A 16,494-nucleotide genomic window follows, 5' to 3' on the forward strand; every position below is an offset into this window, starting at 1 on the left:
TGTCTATAAAGACGGTGCTTCTTCCTCGCTTATATAATTTTTTCACAATATCATCTTAACACATAAACCGTCTACGTTTGGTCTATGATTTTTCTACGCTATTGGATTTCAAGCGCTTCAATCCCGAAGAATAAAACACGCATTTCATCTAAGGCTGCGTTTAAATATTTATAATATGTGGCCCTTTCGATGTTCTCGCTCTCGTAGATTTGTGCGCTAGTCATTTTAGTTGGAGATAGGTATTTCTTTTCAAGAATCCTATATTTCACTTGATCATTTTCGCCGCACAATTCTTTGTATGCTTTGACCTTAGACTGGATAAAGAGAACCATTGCCACAGTTTTACTGCGACTTCTTTTGATCGACTCGATACTTTCTAAGCTGATCTCTTCAATGTCTAAATCCTGGATAGACTTGTTATCTATCTCTATTAATTCGTCTTTGATCTTTTCACAATGGGCCACTAGTCCGCGGTAATTTTTTAGAAGAAGTTGCGTGTTTTGAAATCTTTTGTCTTTCTTTTTATCTTTTTTTCTTTGTCTTTCCATCTGCTCGACTGCAGCAGTTGCCGCAGTTTGGGAGATAAGGGTTATCATTTCTTCTGTCAATTTCATTGGGCTGCGCCTCCTTGTGCACGTTCGATTCTTGCTTTTAAGGCTGTCATAAGTTGATCCTGCGTGCTTGTCTTGTTTTCCAATGCTGCGGCAACATCTTCATCCATCCCGCCACTAATTGTGAGATGATGTATGATGACTTTTTCTGTTTGTCCTTGTCTGTGCAGTCTTTTATTTGCCTGTTGATACAACTCTAATGACCAGTTCAGGCCAAACCATACGACGTGATTCCCTCCGTGCTGCAAGTTCAGACCGTATGCAGCAGAAGCCGGATGCGCCAGTAATATGTCAATCTTGCCGTTGTTCCAGTCGTCCTCATCCTGTGGTGTTTTCAACTCCCTGACTTTCAACTTTGTTTTAGACAGAACATCCTTGATCCTCGTCTTGTCATGCTGAAAGGCATAAAACACTAATGCTGATTTTCCGTTCAGACCCTCTATCAATTCCTTAAAGGCTTCAATCTTACAATCGTGGATATTTACCACGTTTCTATCTTCGTCGTATGCAGCGCCATTACACAACTGTAATAGTTTGTTTGTAAGGACGGCTGCGGATCCTGCGTCAATGGTTGACTCATCTACTTCTAAAAGCATTTCTGTTTCAAGTCTTTCATATGCCGCTTGCGCTTTATCCGTCAGATTTACTGATACAGTGTTGTACATGATGTCCGGTAGTTCAAGATAGTCTGACGCTTTCATGCTGACGCAAATATCACCTATCAGCTGCTGTATAGCCTCTTCTCCCCCCGCCTTTGGCGCATAGGTGAAAACCCTATCGCGGTTTCGTTGATCAGGTTCAAAATATCTTTCACGGAATCCCGTGATGTGTTTCCCCAATCGTTGACCGCCGTCTAGTAAATACACCTGCGCCCAAAGATCTAACATTCCATTCGGTGCAGGTGTTCCAGTTAGCCCTACAATCCGTTTAATGTGCGGCCTTACCCAGCTAAGCGATTTAAAACGTTTGGCCTGATGATTTTTAAAAGACGAAAATTCATCAATGACAACCATGTCAAAAGGCCATGAATTTTTATAATACTCAACTAACCACGGGATATTTTCTCGATTGATCACGTATATGTCTGCAGGTGTGTTTAATGCTCTGATTCTTTTTTTCTCTGTTCCTAAAGCCGTCTTTATTCTCAGCAGCTTTAAGTGATCCCACTTCTCAGCCTCTTTCGCCCAAGTACTTTCCGCGACTTTTTTAGGCGCGATCACTAGAACCTTGTGCACAGCAAAACGGTTATACTTTAAGTCATTTATAGCGGTTAATGTGATGACTGTCTTTCCTAAACCCATATCTAGGAATAACCCTAGTGCTGGCGTATTCAATACCCGATCAATACAATACCTCTGATAATTATGCGGAATGAATTTCATATTCGTCCCTCGCACTTCGCTATAAACACATCTACTCCTACGAAACTGTCAATCACATAAACTTCGTTTCCTAGATCCTTAATTCTCTTCTGCTGCCTGATCTGTGTCGGTCTTGGTTTTCTCCCAGGCGCCTTTAATTCTACAAAATAGACCTTGCCCCCAGGAAGAAGAACCAATCTATCCGGTACACCTATGTTCCCTGGCGATTCAAATTTATATGCCACACCCTTAATCTTTTTCACTTGCTCTCGAAGATATTTTTCTATGTCTTTCTCACGTGTAACTTTTGCCAAGTTGATTCACCTCTACGTATCCTACTTTAAAATGCTTACGTGTGTATGTTTATAAATTAGGGGAATTAGGCATTTATATAATCACTCTTAAACCTCTAATTTATCTATTTATATCTTTTTATATATCTAAGGTAGTCAAGGTAGTAACATAATAATAAATATAGATCTGTAAAGGGTTTTAACCGACTACCTTCGTTGACTACCTTCTCAGGTTTGAAAGTAGTCAAGGTAGCACCTTCCATTTTCTACAAGGTAGTCAAAATAGAGATCCTTCATGGAGAAGGTAGTCATGGCTAAACTCTAAAAAATCCACCTTTTACGTTTCCGTAAGGTCCGAATCTTCGCGGGGAAGGTTTCTTTTCCCACCCTTCAATACTGCCTAGAATGTCATTGATTCTCATAGTCTCAGATCTTTTAAGACGATTGATTTTCTCATGAAAACATTCAACCCATATTTCAGCTGCACATATTCTGTCGCGCTCGACTACCTCTGTATGTTCGCTCCCAAACTCACCGGACCAGTAAATCTTTCTTGTTGTTATATCCTTCTTGTTCCAGTCAGTAGGGACTTTTCTTTGTACAAATTCACGAATGATACTTTCCCACGGATCCTGTTCTGCGTGCCCTTCTTGCTGCCTCTTAGCCTCTTCTGCAAGTTCCCCCGTGAGTATGAGAGACTCGCCTAGTCGCCAATACGTCACTGCCTCAGCCCAAATCTGATCAACTTCTACAGACAGATCATCGAATACGCTTTTAGAAGGCGTAACGGATCCGCAATCAACGGGCCAAAATCTACGGCCTCCTGTTGCATCCTTTAAATAGTCACTTCTATTACTTGTGCCGAAGAAGACGCATCTTCTAGGATGCTTTTCTGTTTTTCGTGCATAAGCAGCGCGGTATTGATCTTCTGTTCTGCTAAGGAAACCTTTAATTGTATTCAAATCAGACTTGTTATAAGCGCTCATTTCTCCGATCTCCATAATCCATTGACCCTGGAGTAATTCTGCAGCTTCTTTACCTTCGAATGTTTCTAAGCTATTTGAAAACCAAGACTTACCTAACTTCTGTACAAATGTTGTTTTACCTAAACCCTGTGCCCCAGTGAGAACGGGCATCGTGTCATACTTACATCCTGGCTCCATCGCCCTTGCCACTGCTGCAGTAAATGATTTACGACTGACAGCACGGTGATAAGGTGTATCAGCGGCACCCAAATAGTCGATAAACAGCGTATCAACTCTTTTAATGCCGTCCCAGGACAAACTATTCAGATAGTCTGTAACAGGATTAAATGCATGCATAGCGGCACATTGATTTATAGCATGATTCAATTTATCTTTCGATTGAAATCCAAGTATTTTTTCAAGATAGATAATCAACCCCGAATCATCTTTCTCAGACCAAATGAAATCGCCAATTTCCGCGTGCCTTGGCGCCCACGGTAACGGCGCAACACCTATCAACGAATCTGAGAACTGATCTAGTTTAATCCTTCCTTTTAAGTTCGCTTCGCCTTCTAAAGCAGTCAAAATATTCTCGATAGTTTTTAGCGGCTGCCCTGTCGAAGCGCTTATTTTCAACTGTTGAATCCAGTTTAAATCTTCTTCTGCTGCAGGAAGATCGTGACCAGGAGATCCAAAATCACTCACTGCTTGTTCATACCGTTCTTTGTTTAAAATGGCTGCTACTCCCACATCATTAAGAGCAAAAGAACTCATCGCCGTGAATGAAGGCAGTCGATTGATCGGTGTATCAGGTTTTGCCTCGTCATCCTGCTCCCCAAACTTGTGAAGCCGCACTAAATCAAAAGCATTTACTAAACGGCCGCTGCAGGGATCCGTAGCATGATGAGAGTATAAAAATAGCCCATCATCATATATAACTGCTCCCCCTACTGTGGAGCCGTCTATAAATGTGTAACGGCCGCTGCCATCATCAACGGATGTGTATACACCAGGTAAAAAAGTTTCTATGGCAGAATGGATATCGTATTGCCTACAAAAAGCACCTACCACACCAGGCTTTTCAGTGGGATTCCCCTGCTTGGCTGCAAGACGTGCATGACTTTGAGTTGCGCCAGGTACTTCCGGCCATTCTGTTATGTCTCGCCAATTCTGATAGGTTGACAGCAGCCCGTCAAGATCAAGAAAAGGCTTATCCCCGAATTGATAGACATAAACACCGTTAGCACAGATAGAAGGCCAATACATAAGCCTAGAAGCTTCAAACGTAGTGGGATCCGCAAAAGACATTCCGATGATCGAAGCAAGCTTTCTAGCTGCTGGTTCATATTCGTCAGCTGACGCAGTTCGATTGATAGGAACAAGCACCCGTAAACGCGGGCGCCCTTCTTCGTGCTTCCTGGTCGAATAAACGGCGTATGCACACCCCAAACCATCTAAACGGCGTAAAATATCAGCTGATCCACCTGCAGGTATGTTGTCGAGATCAAGCGTCAAGATGTCCCTTCCTGTGACATTTGAGGCTTTCCGTCTATTATTGCGAAGAGTCCCAGCTACGAAGCCCCCAACGTCTTTCAATTCATCTTGACGCGTTTTAGGAAGCTTTAGGTATTCTTCTAAAGTTTCCGTGCCTCTGACAGCTGTACGCAGCTTATCGACCATTTCCGACCAATACAAGACTTGCGGTTGCCATTCTGTGGCTTTCCGGCTTCCTGCTACAGATATGGTTATTTGACGATCATGTTGCATATTGCCACCTACTCAAAATTTAATCTCATAAGCTTACAGGGATCACAATTCGATTCCGTAATTTTCGCCATAAAACCCGATATATTCTTTCAGGAAATTTTCTAGCTCGTCATAAAAAGTTGCGTCAACCTCAACGCCTGAAATGAAATTATCAATATCTTCGCTGGATAAATTTAAGTGAGCTAATTTTTCACCGTTTTCTAATTGAAACCTGATAAAAATTCTAAACGCTTCTTTTGGACTCATACTCATATCAGTTAAACCTCCCGTAAATTGACTTGGAATTTCTCCCTCATCGCAAAATAACTCGTCATAAATAGTCACACCAACATCTGCACTAGATAAACCTAAAGCTTCTTTTCGACTCATTTTCACTCAACCTCACCATCGTTAAAAGGAGTTAAATCAACATTCTTTTCCCATCCCTCACGAAATATGATGGTGTCGTCTTTTCTACGCAATAAGTGATCGGCCAAATCCTCAGCAGTGGTAATAGACTCTTCTTCTATAATGGACAAAACGAATTCTCTAGCCATTAAATTTGAGACTTTCATTTCCGCACCTCAAAAGCTGGTGTATAGATATGGCCTTTTACGCCTGTCCAGTTTTTGTTTCTGTAGATCGTCATTTTGATACGGTGCGTGCCCGCAGTGTGATTGACAATATAAAATTCTTTTGCTGGTGTGGCGGTCTTGAACGATCCAACAAGACTAAACCGTTGATCTTTCCATTTGCCTCCCACTCGTTTTTGCAAAGTGAACCGATAATATACCGTTTCACTTCCTGTTTTGCGTGCCGTGACATCAATGCTTTTAGCACGTGAGGTGTACGAATTTGCATCCGTGGATAGGTTAATTGTGTGTCCGGCTACTGTTTTGTATCCACTTGTTACGGCTGCAGCAGACGGCGCACAAAGCACCGCAGCAATTAAAATAAATAAAACGATTAGTAGTTTTTTCAAAATAAACACTCCTTTAACAATTATCTTTTAATAGATCCATAGCTTGCTTGAAATAGTCCGCCTCGTTTTTATACGAACTTTCCAAATAAGAAGAAATAACGTTTTCTAAAGCTTCCAATATTTCCACGCCCGTTTTCAGACGGCTTATACGCTCTCTAATCGCGGTTAAGTAGACGCTCTGATCATAATTCTCTTGCATAGCGTGATCGCAAAATTCTGTTGAAGAACACGTTTCAGCCGTAAGAGGGCTTGAATATTTTTGTGCCGCCTTCTCCAGCTGTTCAGCTTTTACAAGCCCCCTGTAAGCATCCACCTCACCATAGAAAGGGTTGTTCAGTTGATTTTGAAGCGCTATCCGTTCTTCTTCACAGGATGAACAAGTACATTTTCCGTTAACGATCATTTTCTTTTTCTCCTGTGAGCCCCGTGAGTATCAAAGCCGCATCTTTTACAAAAACCAGCCTGTTCCTTGGCACCCCAGTGAATTAATGTGATTTCATAGACGGACCAGTTATGGCCCTTGTACTTGCAAATCAACCTTTTAATAAAGTTCAAAAGAATCAATCCTTTTTGTAGTATTCTGTTACAAATCCATCTGCAGCAAGTGGTAAACCAGGAGCCCATGAAATAGGTTCGCTCATAAGCTTTACTACAGATTCAAGATCCGCTTTTTCAGCGGGTACATCTAAAACAACCTCGTCATGTACATGAATCACCGTTTCTAATCCAGCATTTTCAAGCCTAAAGAGTGTTTCAGCTAAACAATCCCTGGCAATAGCTTGTACAACGTTCTCCGTTATTTTTCCGCCGTAGGTGTTGACCTTCCCCCATTTTTTCGAGGTTTGATCCATGCCGTAATAAAAGATAGATTCTTTGCCGAAATCATTTACCCCTAAAAAGGGTTTTGCATAATAAAGTTTTCTACCACTCGGCAAGGTTATTGACAGGAAATCTAAGCCGTTTTTTATATCGCTTTCTCTAGCAAAGACTAATCCCCTAACACCTACAGCTTGACCGTTTCGCATAACTGATAGCGCAGCATTTTCTAACGAGTACCATAAATCGACTATGCGCTTATTTGATGATCGCCAGCGTCTAACAATGTCCGGCAGCTCATCTTCTGTCAGGCCCATTTTTAACGCACCCATACTAATAAGAGCACCGGACCCGCCTTGATACCCTAAAGCCAGCTCTGCAACCTTGCCTTTTTGTCTCAGCTCATATTCAGGATTACCTTTTGAGATCAGGGAAATATCAACACCAAACATTTGAGATGCCGAAGCTTCATAGATTCTGCCGTGAGTATTAAAAACATCTAACCTCCAAGCTTCTCCTGCAAGCCAGGCAATTACACGGGCCTCAATCGCGCTAAAATCTGAAACGGCTAGTAAATGCCCTGGGCTTGGTATAAAAGCCGTTCTAATAAGCTGAGAAAGCGTATCAGGTACATTTCCGTAAAGAAGTTTTAAAGCGTCTATGTTTTGAGCTTTAACATATTTTCTAGCCAGGCCCAATGTTTCAATATAATTTCTCGGAAGATTCTGAACTTGTACAAGCCTTCCAGCCCATCTGCCTGTCCGATTCGCTCCGTAAAATTGCAAAAGGCCTCTTACTCGTCCATCTTCACAACGCGCGGCTGCCATCGCTTGATACTTCTTAACCGACGTTTTAGAAAGCTCCTGTCTAATCTCAAGCACCCTCTTAGGCTTACCTTCTAGAGACTCGATGAGCTCTGAAACTGTAGCTTTTTGCAAGTTTTCAACCTCGATGCCTTGATCACTCAACCATTTCATGAGCTGTTGAGAGCTGTTAGGGTTATTGAGACCTGTCAATTGACTTGCTTCGTTCATCAACTCATCAGTCGATCTATCACTTATAGAAAGGGCTCCGTCTACAAGATCGAAGTCAACGGCAATACCTTTCACATTTATAAGTTGATCCAGCTCCCATAAATTTTGCTCATATGCTGGCGGCTGAAAATGTTGTAATTTACTTTGTACAGCCATCTCAACTACAACATCCTGGATACAATAACTTTTAAAAGACTCCCATTTTTCAGGTTCGTGGTGCGGATATGTTCTAGTTCTCCCGCCGTTTTTCTTTGAAGGTTTTGTAGGTGTACAAAACAATTTAATAAGCGCATTTCCAATAGACATTTTACGTTTATCATTCGGCAAACCAAGTGCTTTCGCTGTTGCCGCTAGACCTGCAGTGTATCCACAATACAAACCGTGGAACATGGTGCAGCGCCACTGATTGACCCACTGTTTAGGATCTATGCCGAAATATTTGCTTAAACAGTACCACTCAAAGGCAGCGTTATAGGCATGCTTTATAACTGCAAGATCAGAAATAGCAGATTGAACATAATCAGGAATTGTTTCACCCTGGGCTAAATCTACAATTTTTGTTTCCCCGCCGTTTATCGAATATGCAAATAAGAGAATTTGAAAGTCAGGAGACTGCACATATTTGTACAGTCCTGCCTTTTTGATGTCTACACTGCTAAAAGTTTCTATATCAATGTTTAAAGAATGGATCATTGACCATACACGCCGCCAATTGGCTGACCTGTAATAGGATCAAATTGCTGCTGCACTTGTCCTGGTTGCTGCATTTGCCCTGGTTGTTGTTGTTGTTGCGGTGCAGCATACCCAGGTTGAGGCGTTTGATATTGCCCTGGCTGCGGCTGTTGAAATTGCGCGCCCTGTTGCGGCTGTCCATAGTTTTGCTGTTGGCCATACGAAGGAGAAGGCTGCGGCGCGCCCCCAAAATCATCTGTAGCAGCAGGTGCAGCGGCGCCAAGAGGCTCCCCGTCTCGCGTCTTTTGAACGTTTGTACTTAAATAGCAACCGATCCCCTTTTTACCCTGTGCAGCATAAGGGGCAAAGTTTACAGCTACACGTCCATACATTCCGCTATAGACTTCTGTTGGATCGACAATCGGATTGAGATTGATGTCTACAATCTTAGGAGGCTGATCAACTTTTGATGAAGCACTGAGAACCCAATGCCCTTTGCATTCTGCTCCGAACGGTAAACCATCGGAAGGCTTAACGCCGTCACCATCATATATAGGAATGGCGACCATAGGAGGCACAACACCGTTCCATTTCTTTTCTTTACCTTGCAGCTTTGCTGCCTCGATCGCTGCATCAAGTCTTTGTTTTGTGTTTACGTCTGTCTTCGGAATAAGCAAGGTGACGCTGTATTTTTCTTCTCCTCCGTCATGTCTAGCTCTAGGGCTTAATAAATTAACATAGCTTAGTCTTGCTTCACCTGTTACAACACGAGTAGGGTTATTGTTTGTCATAATTTCATTTCTCCTTTTTTTCCGTATGATTTTATATATTTTTCGATTAGTCATCGAAAGACAGCAGATCATCTAAAGACGAATCAAACTTTATAGTTCGATCAATATAAATAGCTTCTATGTCTAGATGTCCGTTTTCCAGTGAAACCTTAACGTATCCGTCGTTACAAAAAACAATAGCGTTTTCTTTACTGAGATCTACTTTTTGTTCCTTTAAAAGATTAGATACTGTATTAAACATTGGGCCCTTCCTTTCTTAACTAAAATCTTCCGTAGCAGCAGGCGCATTTGAAACGGGTTGACGCTTATCACTTTCAGGAACGAGAGTAGGCTTGCCCGTTGACTTCACTACCAACCCCTCGGCCTCTAGTAAGTTTCTAAACTCTTCTTTTCCTAAAGCTTTCTCTAGTTTAGAAACAGACAATGGAACACGATCAAAGAGCATAGATTCATCAATCCCGTTATTTTTCAAGTGATCAAAAGCTTTATCTATATCAGAAAAACTTCTTGACCCTCTCCCCTCTACAGCTTTCCAGCCAGCTATACTTTTACCTTTTAGCGACTCGGCCAATGCATACTCTTTGAGAGCTTTTACCCAAGACTCTACGTGCTGGCCCTTTTCAAGCATCTGACCGACTTCTTCGTCTGTAAGCAGCGGCGGTTTCAAGGATGTAAAATCAGCCAAAGCGCTAAATTCTTCGGCGCGTGCTCGACACTGCGCCTTCGCTCTGCAGAATTTACAATGTTCACCTGGGATAAATTCTCCTTCTCCGTCGAAAGCTTTTTGAGCAATGGGTTTGATCTCTTCACCCCAGGCAAGAAGATCTGCTACCGAAAGATCAAATTCAGAAACATTGTTTAACCGTGGTTGAATAATTGCTAATTTAATAGACTCGATGGGAAACAAAAAACCGTATTCGACATAGGCACCCAGCGCGTACAATTTCATTTGTGAATTGTTTTCAGCACTTACAGGAACACCTTTACCGTATTTAAAGTCTGTGATGTACAGCGTGTTCCCGCCTATGATTAGGCAATCCACTGTACCGAACCCTTCGGGAGCATAGGCGCTATAATCTAATCGTTTTTCTACTGCTACATATGGCGGCGCTGTCATGCTTATAGTTAGCCCTTTCAAATAATCAAGATATGAATCAGTGTGTTTAAGCATTTCATCTTGAAAGAGTTCATGCTTCTTCATCTTGTTAAGTCTTCGAGTAAACGTGCTTTTTGGCATCGGCTCTAAAAAATGTTTTCTAAGCTTTAGTTCAGCTATTTCATGTGCAAGCGTTCCCTCTTCGGCATATGTTGAAGTAGAGTCGGGAAACTGTTCTTCAAGTCTTGCGCTAGGTGTGCACGCTAGCCATCTAGTCGAACCACTGGCCGACAATAACGCATGGCTTCTTTCAGCATGAGCGATTTTGCTCATATTTGTGCACCCAACTCACGTAATTTAGTTGCAAAGGATCCGTAATGTTCTTGCGGCAATTGAGTCAAAGCTTGTACACCGAACGAAGCTAAAAGACTAACAAGTTCATTCGATCTTCCTGAATCAAGTAAAGAAGATGCTGCAACGGCAAGCTGATCCTGGGTATAAGAAACTGTAGCCGTTGGTACAGTTGAAGTATTTGGCGCCTGTGGCCCTGGCTGCGGTGCCTGTTGGTTTTGTAAAGGTACACCTGTTGGCACACTGTTTTGTTGCTGCGGTTGTTGTTGTTGTTGTTGTTGTTGTTGCGGTTGTCCTTGAAGAGGCGTAACTTTCATACCTCCCAAAGCTGCAGCCAATTTTTCTAGCGCTTCTACGAGACCAGGAGCTTCAATTTTTACGTTGATATTCATTTGTAAAACCTCCGAATTGTTTAATGTGATATAATTTCAATGAGTTTTTTGTTAATTGTCCATCAGTTGCCGCTGATGGGCTTTTTTACGCTTTCGACGTTGAGACCTTTCTCGATTAAGCGAGATAAGACAGATTCAAAATCAATCAGTTTATCAGAAGGGATCTCCATACGCTTCAAGTCCTCGCAATTTAACACGATCAAAGAAGCTACTTCTATACATGATGCAAAATCATTTTCTTCAATTGCTGCAGCGAGATCGTTAATTGAGCGTTTAACAGATTCGATAAGACGGATCGCTTTTTGTTGATCGCTTTTGTAAAAATCCAATTTCACGTTCAAGAGCCATTCACCCCCCTTTCAGGCTTACCGCTTAATTTCAGGAAAAGTGCATGCGCTAAGACAAAATCATCCGCGTCACCACTGATAAAATAAGGTTTTGATAAATTGCAGATTCTTGAAACCTCGGAACCTTTACACATTTTGCTTGCGAAGATAACCCTATTTACTTTCATGAAAACACTTCGCTCTCAATAGATTTTAAAAATTAACATATTAAGGATTAATTTTGTATTTACTTAAATACAATAATGTGGTATTATTTCTTTGTTAGTTGGTCTTGATTTTGTAAGATTTTCTCAATCGTAATTTCCCATAACACTGTGATTGGCTTTGTTCCTTCTCCCCAATGGTTAAGGATCTCAATCGCGGAAGTAGGATCTACTTTTGAAAGCTCACTTAATTTGACCGGTAGGTAGGCATTTTTATTAACTATGTCGAAATCAATAGGCAGACCACACAAAATAATCACCTCCTTTAAGACAAAAAGTCTTAAAAAACACTAAAAAAAATTAAGAAACTGTGTCATAATAAGATGCATAAAACAAATACTCGACTGACACACCGTAAAGTTTAGCCAGTTTTAACCTGTTTTCCTTAGATGGTTGGCGATAACCATTCTCCCAAGTGCTTACGGTTGTTTGATGCACCCCTAGCAGCTCAGCAATTTTAGATTGACTGAAACCTGCTTTAGATCTTAAAAGTACGAGATTTTCATTCTTCACATGAACCACCCCCTTTAAGACAATTTGTCTTATTTATTTGGTGATTCCTATTATATAAGACAAATAGTCTTAAAATCAACTGGTTTTTTACATAAACCCATAAATATTTTTCTTTTATGTACTTAAACCCTTGTCTGACAAGGGTTAAGGAGGTCTATAAATTGGAGCTTAAGGACAAATTAAAACACCTAAGAAAAGAACATAAGATGAATCAGGCTGACCTTGCAGAAGCGCTCGGCGTTCACCAAACTTATGTTTCTGCTATAGAGAGAGGAAAACAAAAACCCGGAAGAGATACACTTATTAAACTGTCTAAAATTTTTGATGTCACTATTGACTATCTGACTGGAACGGATACCAACGATAAACCTAAGTACAGTGAATCAGAAAAACAATTTGTGTCTGAATACACAAAGCTGTTTCCGTCTGAACTTTCTATGAAAGTAAGTGAAGTCGTTGAAAATTACAAAGCAGATACGGATGAGGCCGTTCTAACTAAAGAAGAAGCTGAGGAAGCAATTAAATATATAAAATATCTGCTATCACAGAGAGAACAAAAATAGCTCCTTGCTTTTCAAAGGGCTATTTTTTTAAGGAGGATTTACATTGAAAGCTGCTCTTTATTACAGGGTATCTACCCCAGGACAAGCCACAGAAGATAAGTACAGCTTAAGATCCCAAAAAGAAGAACTGACCAAATATGCAGCGTCACAAGGATGGACTGTGGTCGGTGAGTTCCAGGACGTCGGCAGCGGCGGCAAGTTAGAGAAAAAAGGACTTAACCAATTGCTAGACTTTGTTGAGGAAGGTAACTGCGAAGTCGTCTTATGTATAGATCAAGATCGGCTCAGTAGATTAGATTCACTTGGTTGGGAATTTTTGAAATCAACTCTTCGCGAGAATCGCGTTAAAATAGCAGAGCCTGGATTCATTACAGATTTAGACAATGAAGATGATGAATTTATTAGCGACTTAAAAAACTTAATTGCTCGAAGGGAAAAAAAGAAAATTGTCTTAAAAATGATGCGAGGCAAAAGGCAAAGAACGAGAGAAGGCAAGGGTTGGGGCAAAACTTTTTGGGAATACAATTACGATATAACCACAGGCACATATACAATAAACGAGGATTGGGCTTGGGTTATTTCCTTTATAGATAAGTTGTACATCGAGAAGAATTACAGCTATAAAGATATTGCAAAAGAGTTAAATAAAATAAGCCTTACTCCGACGGGAAAGGAATGGAACATTAGTCTCGTTGGCGAAAGACTTAAAAGCAAAGCCTTTCACGGCGTACTTGAAAAAAATTTCAAAAACGAAGGACCAATAAGAGCTGATAAGCTTGTCTATCCTCCCCTTCGAACTTTAGAAACCTATGAGAAGATTTGCAAGATAAGAAAAGAAAAATTCAAGCGAAAAAAAGTAGAATACCATCATTTCTTGAGAAAGGTAAGTTTTAAGTGCGCCGAATGTCAAAAAAAACTAAGCATAGTACATTCTAAAAACAGCTATGAAACAGAAGGATATTTTTACCTTGCACATAACAGACACTATGATTGTAAGGTATCAATCAACAGTATAAGGTTTGATAAAAATATAACTAAAGCGATAAAAGAAATTCTAAAGAGCGAAAGCATGGCGAAAAAATACGTCAAAATCGACCATACTCAGAAAGATCTTGCAGATATGGAAAAGCAAGTAAAAGCAGAGAGGAAAAATCTAACGAAGGTTTCAGAGAAAAAGGACCTGCTGCTGCCTCTCTACCTGGACGGAAAGTTTCCAAAGGAGCAGTTAGACAAACAATACTCGATGCTTGAATCGCAAGAGGAGCACCATAAAAAACAAGTCCGATCACTCGAAGAGAAGTTACATCTTATAAAATCTAAAATGTTTAACTATAATCTAATCACTTCATATCTTTCAGTTGCTGAAAGATTTGAAAGTTTATTAACTGTAGAAGAACAAACAGAAATGATTTCTACCCTTTTTCCGAAAGGTGTAGTTTATGATAATGAAATACTTTTAGAGGGCTATCTATCAGAAAGGGTTCCAATTGAGATCGCCATACCTATTGACCCTGATCCGTTCAATGTTAAAAACAAATGGGATCGCGACCCTCTAGGCAGGTATAATAAAATTCAAGAATATATGAACGAACACCCTCACTTGACACAAAAACAAATAGCAGAAGCATTAGATATGGCCCCAAGTACAATCGTCAGACTTAGAAATAAATTTGGAGAGTATAAAAACTATACAAAAGTGATTAACCATGACCCTAAAGGCAAAGCAGAAATTTTAAAAGAATATTACTTAAAAAACCCCAAAGCTTCACTAAGAAAAACAGCGCGAGACACGGGTATTTCAACCACTACAATACGCAGGATTAAAAAAGACTATGGGATTTAGGTGTTCCATAGTTTTCTTTTGTTTGAATACATATTTATTTTTTTAAAAATCGTCGGCATTGCGTTGACGGTCACATCACCGTAGTGAACAGATACGGCTTCCTTCTCTGTCGTCTGATCAATTTCAAGCACCTTGAGTTGAACAGCTAAATTCGCATCTGTATAGTATTCAACATCTACTTGCTTCACATAAGCCTTCAGATGCTCGTAATCTAGCTTTTCCACTTGATACTGAACCCCTTCGTGTAAATAAATGGCTTCATCATGAAGCAGCGTCATCGCACTGAATCGATCCATCTCTCCAATAATCCGAACATTCGCCACATCTGATTGATCCACAATCACCACATTTTCCTGGCTTGCAGACCGGAGGCTGATGCCATGCGCTGGGAACGATTGATCTGACCAATAATACCGGTTCCCGCTAAAATGAAGAACGCCTTCCTCATGTAAGTATTGCAAAATCTCTTCTACCTCCATGCCGCCAAACTGTTCATCCTCCCGAAACGGAAGCTCGTAGGATGCACATTTTAAATGATCCACTAAGATAATGAGGTTTTCAGGGTTGATTCTGGCAGCTTCAGGCGGTCTGTTAAAGAAATATTCAGGGTGTCTAACAATATATTGGTCAAGGGGTGAGGAACTTGCCACCATCATAATGAGCGCTTCCTCATGACGCCTTCCAGCACGGCCTGCCTGTTGCCATGTACTCGCTACACTGCCAGGATACCCGGTCATGATACAGACCTTTAGCTGACCTATATCCACCCCTAATTCTAGTGCGTTCGTACTGACAACACCTAGAATGTCTCCTTCTCTCAATCCTTTTTCAATCACGCGCCGCTCTTTTGGTAAATAGCCTCCGCGATATCCACGAATCGATTTTGGGCCGATTTCTTTTTTCACTAGCTCTTGAATATGACTTAAAATCACTTCAACTCTTACTCTGCTTCTAGCAAAAACAATTGTTTGGATTTTTTCTTTCAAAAAAGTTTTAGCCAATTGATTGACAACAGTGGCGGCACTTTGTCTAATATTTAATGGCTTGTTCACAACTGGCGGGTTGTAAAACACAAAATTCTTTTTACCGCTAGGTGCCCCGTTTCGTTCAATCAGATGCATCTTGCTCCCCGTTAGCTGCTGCGCTAGCTCTTTTGGATTCGCAATCGTTGCGGAAGTACAAATGAAAACCGGGTCACTTCCGTAAAATGCACAAATTCGCTTTAACCTGCGAATCACATTGGCCACATGACTGCCAAACACGCCTCGATATGTATGAAGCTCATCAATGACAATATACTTCAAATTCTCAAACAAGCTAACCCATTTTGTATGATGAGGCAAAATGGCTGAATGCAGCATATCCGGGTTTGTGATGACAATATGTCCTGCTTGTCTGACTCGCTGCCGAATGGCGGGAGAGGTATCCCCGTCATATGTTTCACTATGAATCGGAACATCCATCTCGCGGATGATCTCGTTAAGTTCACTCTTTTGGTCTTGTGCGAGCGCTTTTGTTGGGAATAAATAAAGGGAGCGGCTTGTCTGATCTTCTGCGATCGACTGAAGGACAGGCAAATTGTAGCAAAGCGTTTTACCTGAAGCTGTTGGTGTGACAGTTACCACATGCTCACCATCCATCACACGTTCAAAGGCTTCCTTTTGATGAATGTAGAGTTCGCTCACGCCTCGTTTCTCAAGCGCCTTTTTCAGCCTGTCGTTCACTCTTTCAGGAACCGGAGAGGTCTGTGCAGGCTTCGCTTCAATTTCATGCCAATGTTCTACCTGTTCGTCTTTTTTTAATTCTTCTATGAGTTCGTTCATTGTTTTCTTTTTCATATTGCATCACCTCTCTTACATAGTGTACCGAATATTTGTTTGCATGACTAGGCGGCAATTTTTTGATGCGCAGCTTA

At 41.0% G+C, this 16,494-nt stretch carries 18 protein-coding genes and 1 pseudogene; 2 read left to right on the plus strand and 17 right to left on the minus strand.

The features are described 5' to 3' along the window. Positions 1 to 98: 98 nt before the first annotated feature. The 16 genes from C6W21_RS05910 to C6W21_RS05985 form a co-directional block, all read right to left on the minus strand. Complete coding sequence (locus tag C6W21_RS05910) at positions 99 to 614, minus strand: hypothetical protein (RefSeq protein WP_106052355.1); 516 nt, start codon at positions 612 to 614, stop codon at positions 99 to 101. Next, entirely contained in the window at positions 611 to 1,993 is a 1,383-nt protein-coding gene (locus C6W21_RS05915; RefSeq protein WP_106052353.1) for a DEAD/DEAH box helicase, read from the minus strand. Before C6W21_RS05915 ends, C6W21_RS05910 begins: the two co-directional genes overlap by 4 nt. Next, positions 1,990 to 2,286 (minus strand): PDDEXK family nuclease, encoded by a 297-nt coding sequence (locus tag C6W21_RS05920; RefSeq protein WP_106052349.1) that lies wholly within the window; start codon positions 2,284 to 2,286, stop codon positions 1,990 to 1,992. Before C6W21_RS05920 ends, C6W21_RS05915 begins: the two co-directional genes overlap by 4 nt. Positions 2,287 to 2,579: 293 nt before the next feature. Continuing rightward, positions 2,580 to 4,997 (minus strand): virulence-associated E family protein, encoded by a 2,418-nt coding sequence (locus tag C6W21_RS05925; RefSeq protein WP_106052347.1) that lies wholly within the window; start codon positions 4,995 to 4,997, stop codon positions 2,580 to 2,582. 42 nt (positions 4,998 to 5,039) lie between these two features. Next, a complete protein-coding gene (locus C6W21_RS19185; RefSeq protein ID WP_223249635.1) occupies positions 5,040 to 5,366 on the minus strand; it encodes a hypothetical protein in 327 nt (108 codons plus the stop codon). A 2-nt stretch (positions 5,367 to 5,368) separates the two neighbouring features. Beyond that, on the minus strand, positions 5,369 to 5,551 hold the full coding sequence (locus C6W21_RS05935; RefSeq protein WP_075621284.1) for a hypothetical protein: 183 nt from the start codon (positions 5,549 to 5,551) through the stop codon (positions 5,369 to 5,371). Next, positions 5,548 to 5,958: a hypothetical protein gene (locus C6W21_RS05940; protein ID WP_106052344.1), complete on the minus strand. Its 411-nt coding sequence runs from the start codon at positions 5,956 to 5,958 to the stop codon at positions 5,548 to 5,550. The genes C6W21_RS05935 and C6W21_RS05940 overlap by 4 nt, the downstream gene beginning before the upstream one ends. Before the next feature lie 13 nt (positions 5,959 to 5,971). Further along, positions 5,972 to 6,361, minus strand: coding sequence for a hypothetical protein (locus C6W21_RS05945; protein WP_106052342.1), 390 nt, complete (start codon positions 6,359 to 6,361; stop codon positions 5,972 to 5,974). A 157-nt stretch (positions 6,362 to 6,518) separates the two neighbouring features. After that, a complete protein-coding gene (locus C6W21_RS05950; RefSeq protein WP_106052340.1) occupies positions 6,519 to 8,501 on the minus strand; it encodes a DNA polymerase in 1,983 nt (660 codons plus the stop codon). Continuing rightward, positions 8,498 to 9,271, minus strand: coding sequence for a DUF2815 family protein (locus C6W21_RS05955; RefSeq protein ID WP_106052338.1), 774 nt, complete (start codon positions 9,269 to 9,271; stop codon positions 8,498 to 8,500). Before C6W21_RS05955 ends, C6W21_RS05950 begins: the two co-directional genes overlap by 4 nt. A gap of 46 nt (positions 9,272 to 9,317) precedes the next feature. Next, positions 9,318 to 9,512 (minus strand): hypothetical protein, encoded by a 195-nt coding sequence (locus C6W21_RS19190; protein WP_106052335.1) that lies wholly within the window; start codon positions 9,510 to 9,512, stop codon positions 9,318 to 9,320. A 15-nt stretch (positions 9,513 to 9,527) separates the two neighbouring features. Next, positions 9,528 to 10,700, minus strand: a complete 1,173-nt coding sequence (locus C6W21_RS05965; RefSeq protein ID WP_106052332.1) for a DUF2800 domain-containing protein — start codon at positions 10,698 to 10,700, stop codon at positions 9,528 to 9,530. Then, entirely contained in the window at positions 10,697 to 11,110 is a 414-nt protein-coding gene (locus C6W21_RS05970) for a hypothetical protein (protein WP_106052327.1), read from the minus strand. The genes C6W21_RS05965 and C6W21_RS05970 overlap by 4 nt, the downstream gene beginning before the upstream one ends. Before the next feature lie 62 nt (positions 11,111 to 11,172). Continuing rightward, the gene (locus C6W21_RS05975; RefSeq protein ID WP_223249636.1) at positions 11,173 to 11,445 is read right to left on the minus strand and encodes a YqaH family protein; all 273 of its coding nucleotides are present in this window, start codon (positions 11,443 to 11,445) and stop codon (positions 11,173 to 11,175) included. Positions 11,446 to 11,707: 262 nt separating this feature from the next. Next, the gene (locus C6W21_RS05980; RefSeq protein ID WP_106052318.1) at positions 11,708 to 11,911 is read right to left on the minus strand and encodes a hypothetical protein; all 204 of its coding nucleotides are present in this window, start codon (positions 11,909 to 11,911) and stop codon (positions 11,708 to 11,710) included. Between the two features lie 49 nt (positions 11,912 to 11,960). Next, entirely contained in the window at positions 11,961 to 12,173 is a 213-nt protein-coding gene (locus C6W21_RS05985; protein WP_189318148.1) for a helix-turn-helix transcriptional regulator, read from the minus strand. 161 nt (positions 12,174 to 12,334) lie between these two features. Here C6W21_RS05985 and C6W21_RS05990 point away from each other — a divergent pair, with 161 nt between their 5' ends. Both C6W21_RS05990 and C6W21_RS05995 read left to right on the plus strand, forming a co-directional pair. Further along, positions 12,335 to 12,736, plus strand: a complete 402-nt coding sequence (locus C6W21_RS05990) for a helix-turn-helix domain-containing protein (protein WP_189318149.1) — start codon at positions 12,335 to 12,337, stop codon at positions 12,734 to 12,736. A 43-nt stretch (positions 12,737 to 12,779) separates the two neighbouring features. After that, positions 12,780 to 14,579, plus strand: a complete 1,800-nt coding sequence (locus C6W21_RS05995; RefSeq protein ID WP_106052307.1) for a recombinase family protein — start codon at positions 12,780 to 12,782, stop codon at positions 14,577 to 14,579. A 29-nt stretch (positions 14,580 to 14,608) separates the two neighbouring features. On the opposite strand, the pseudogene C6W21_RS06000 reads toward C6W21_RS05995, so the two are convergent. After that, a pseudogene (locus C6W21_RS06000) lies at positions 14,609 to 16,417 on the minus strand (DEAD/DEAH box helicase); the annotation flags it as partial. Positions 16,418 to 16,494: the final 77 nt, after the last annotated feature.

The sequence above is a fragment of the Bacillus sp. NMCN1 genome (assembly GCF_002998085.1).
Taxonomy (GTDB): Bacteria; Bacillota; Bacilli; order Bacillales; family Bacillaceae; genus Bacillus.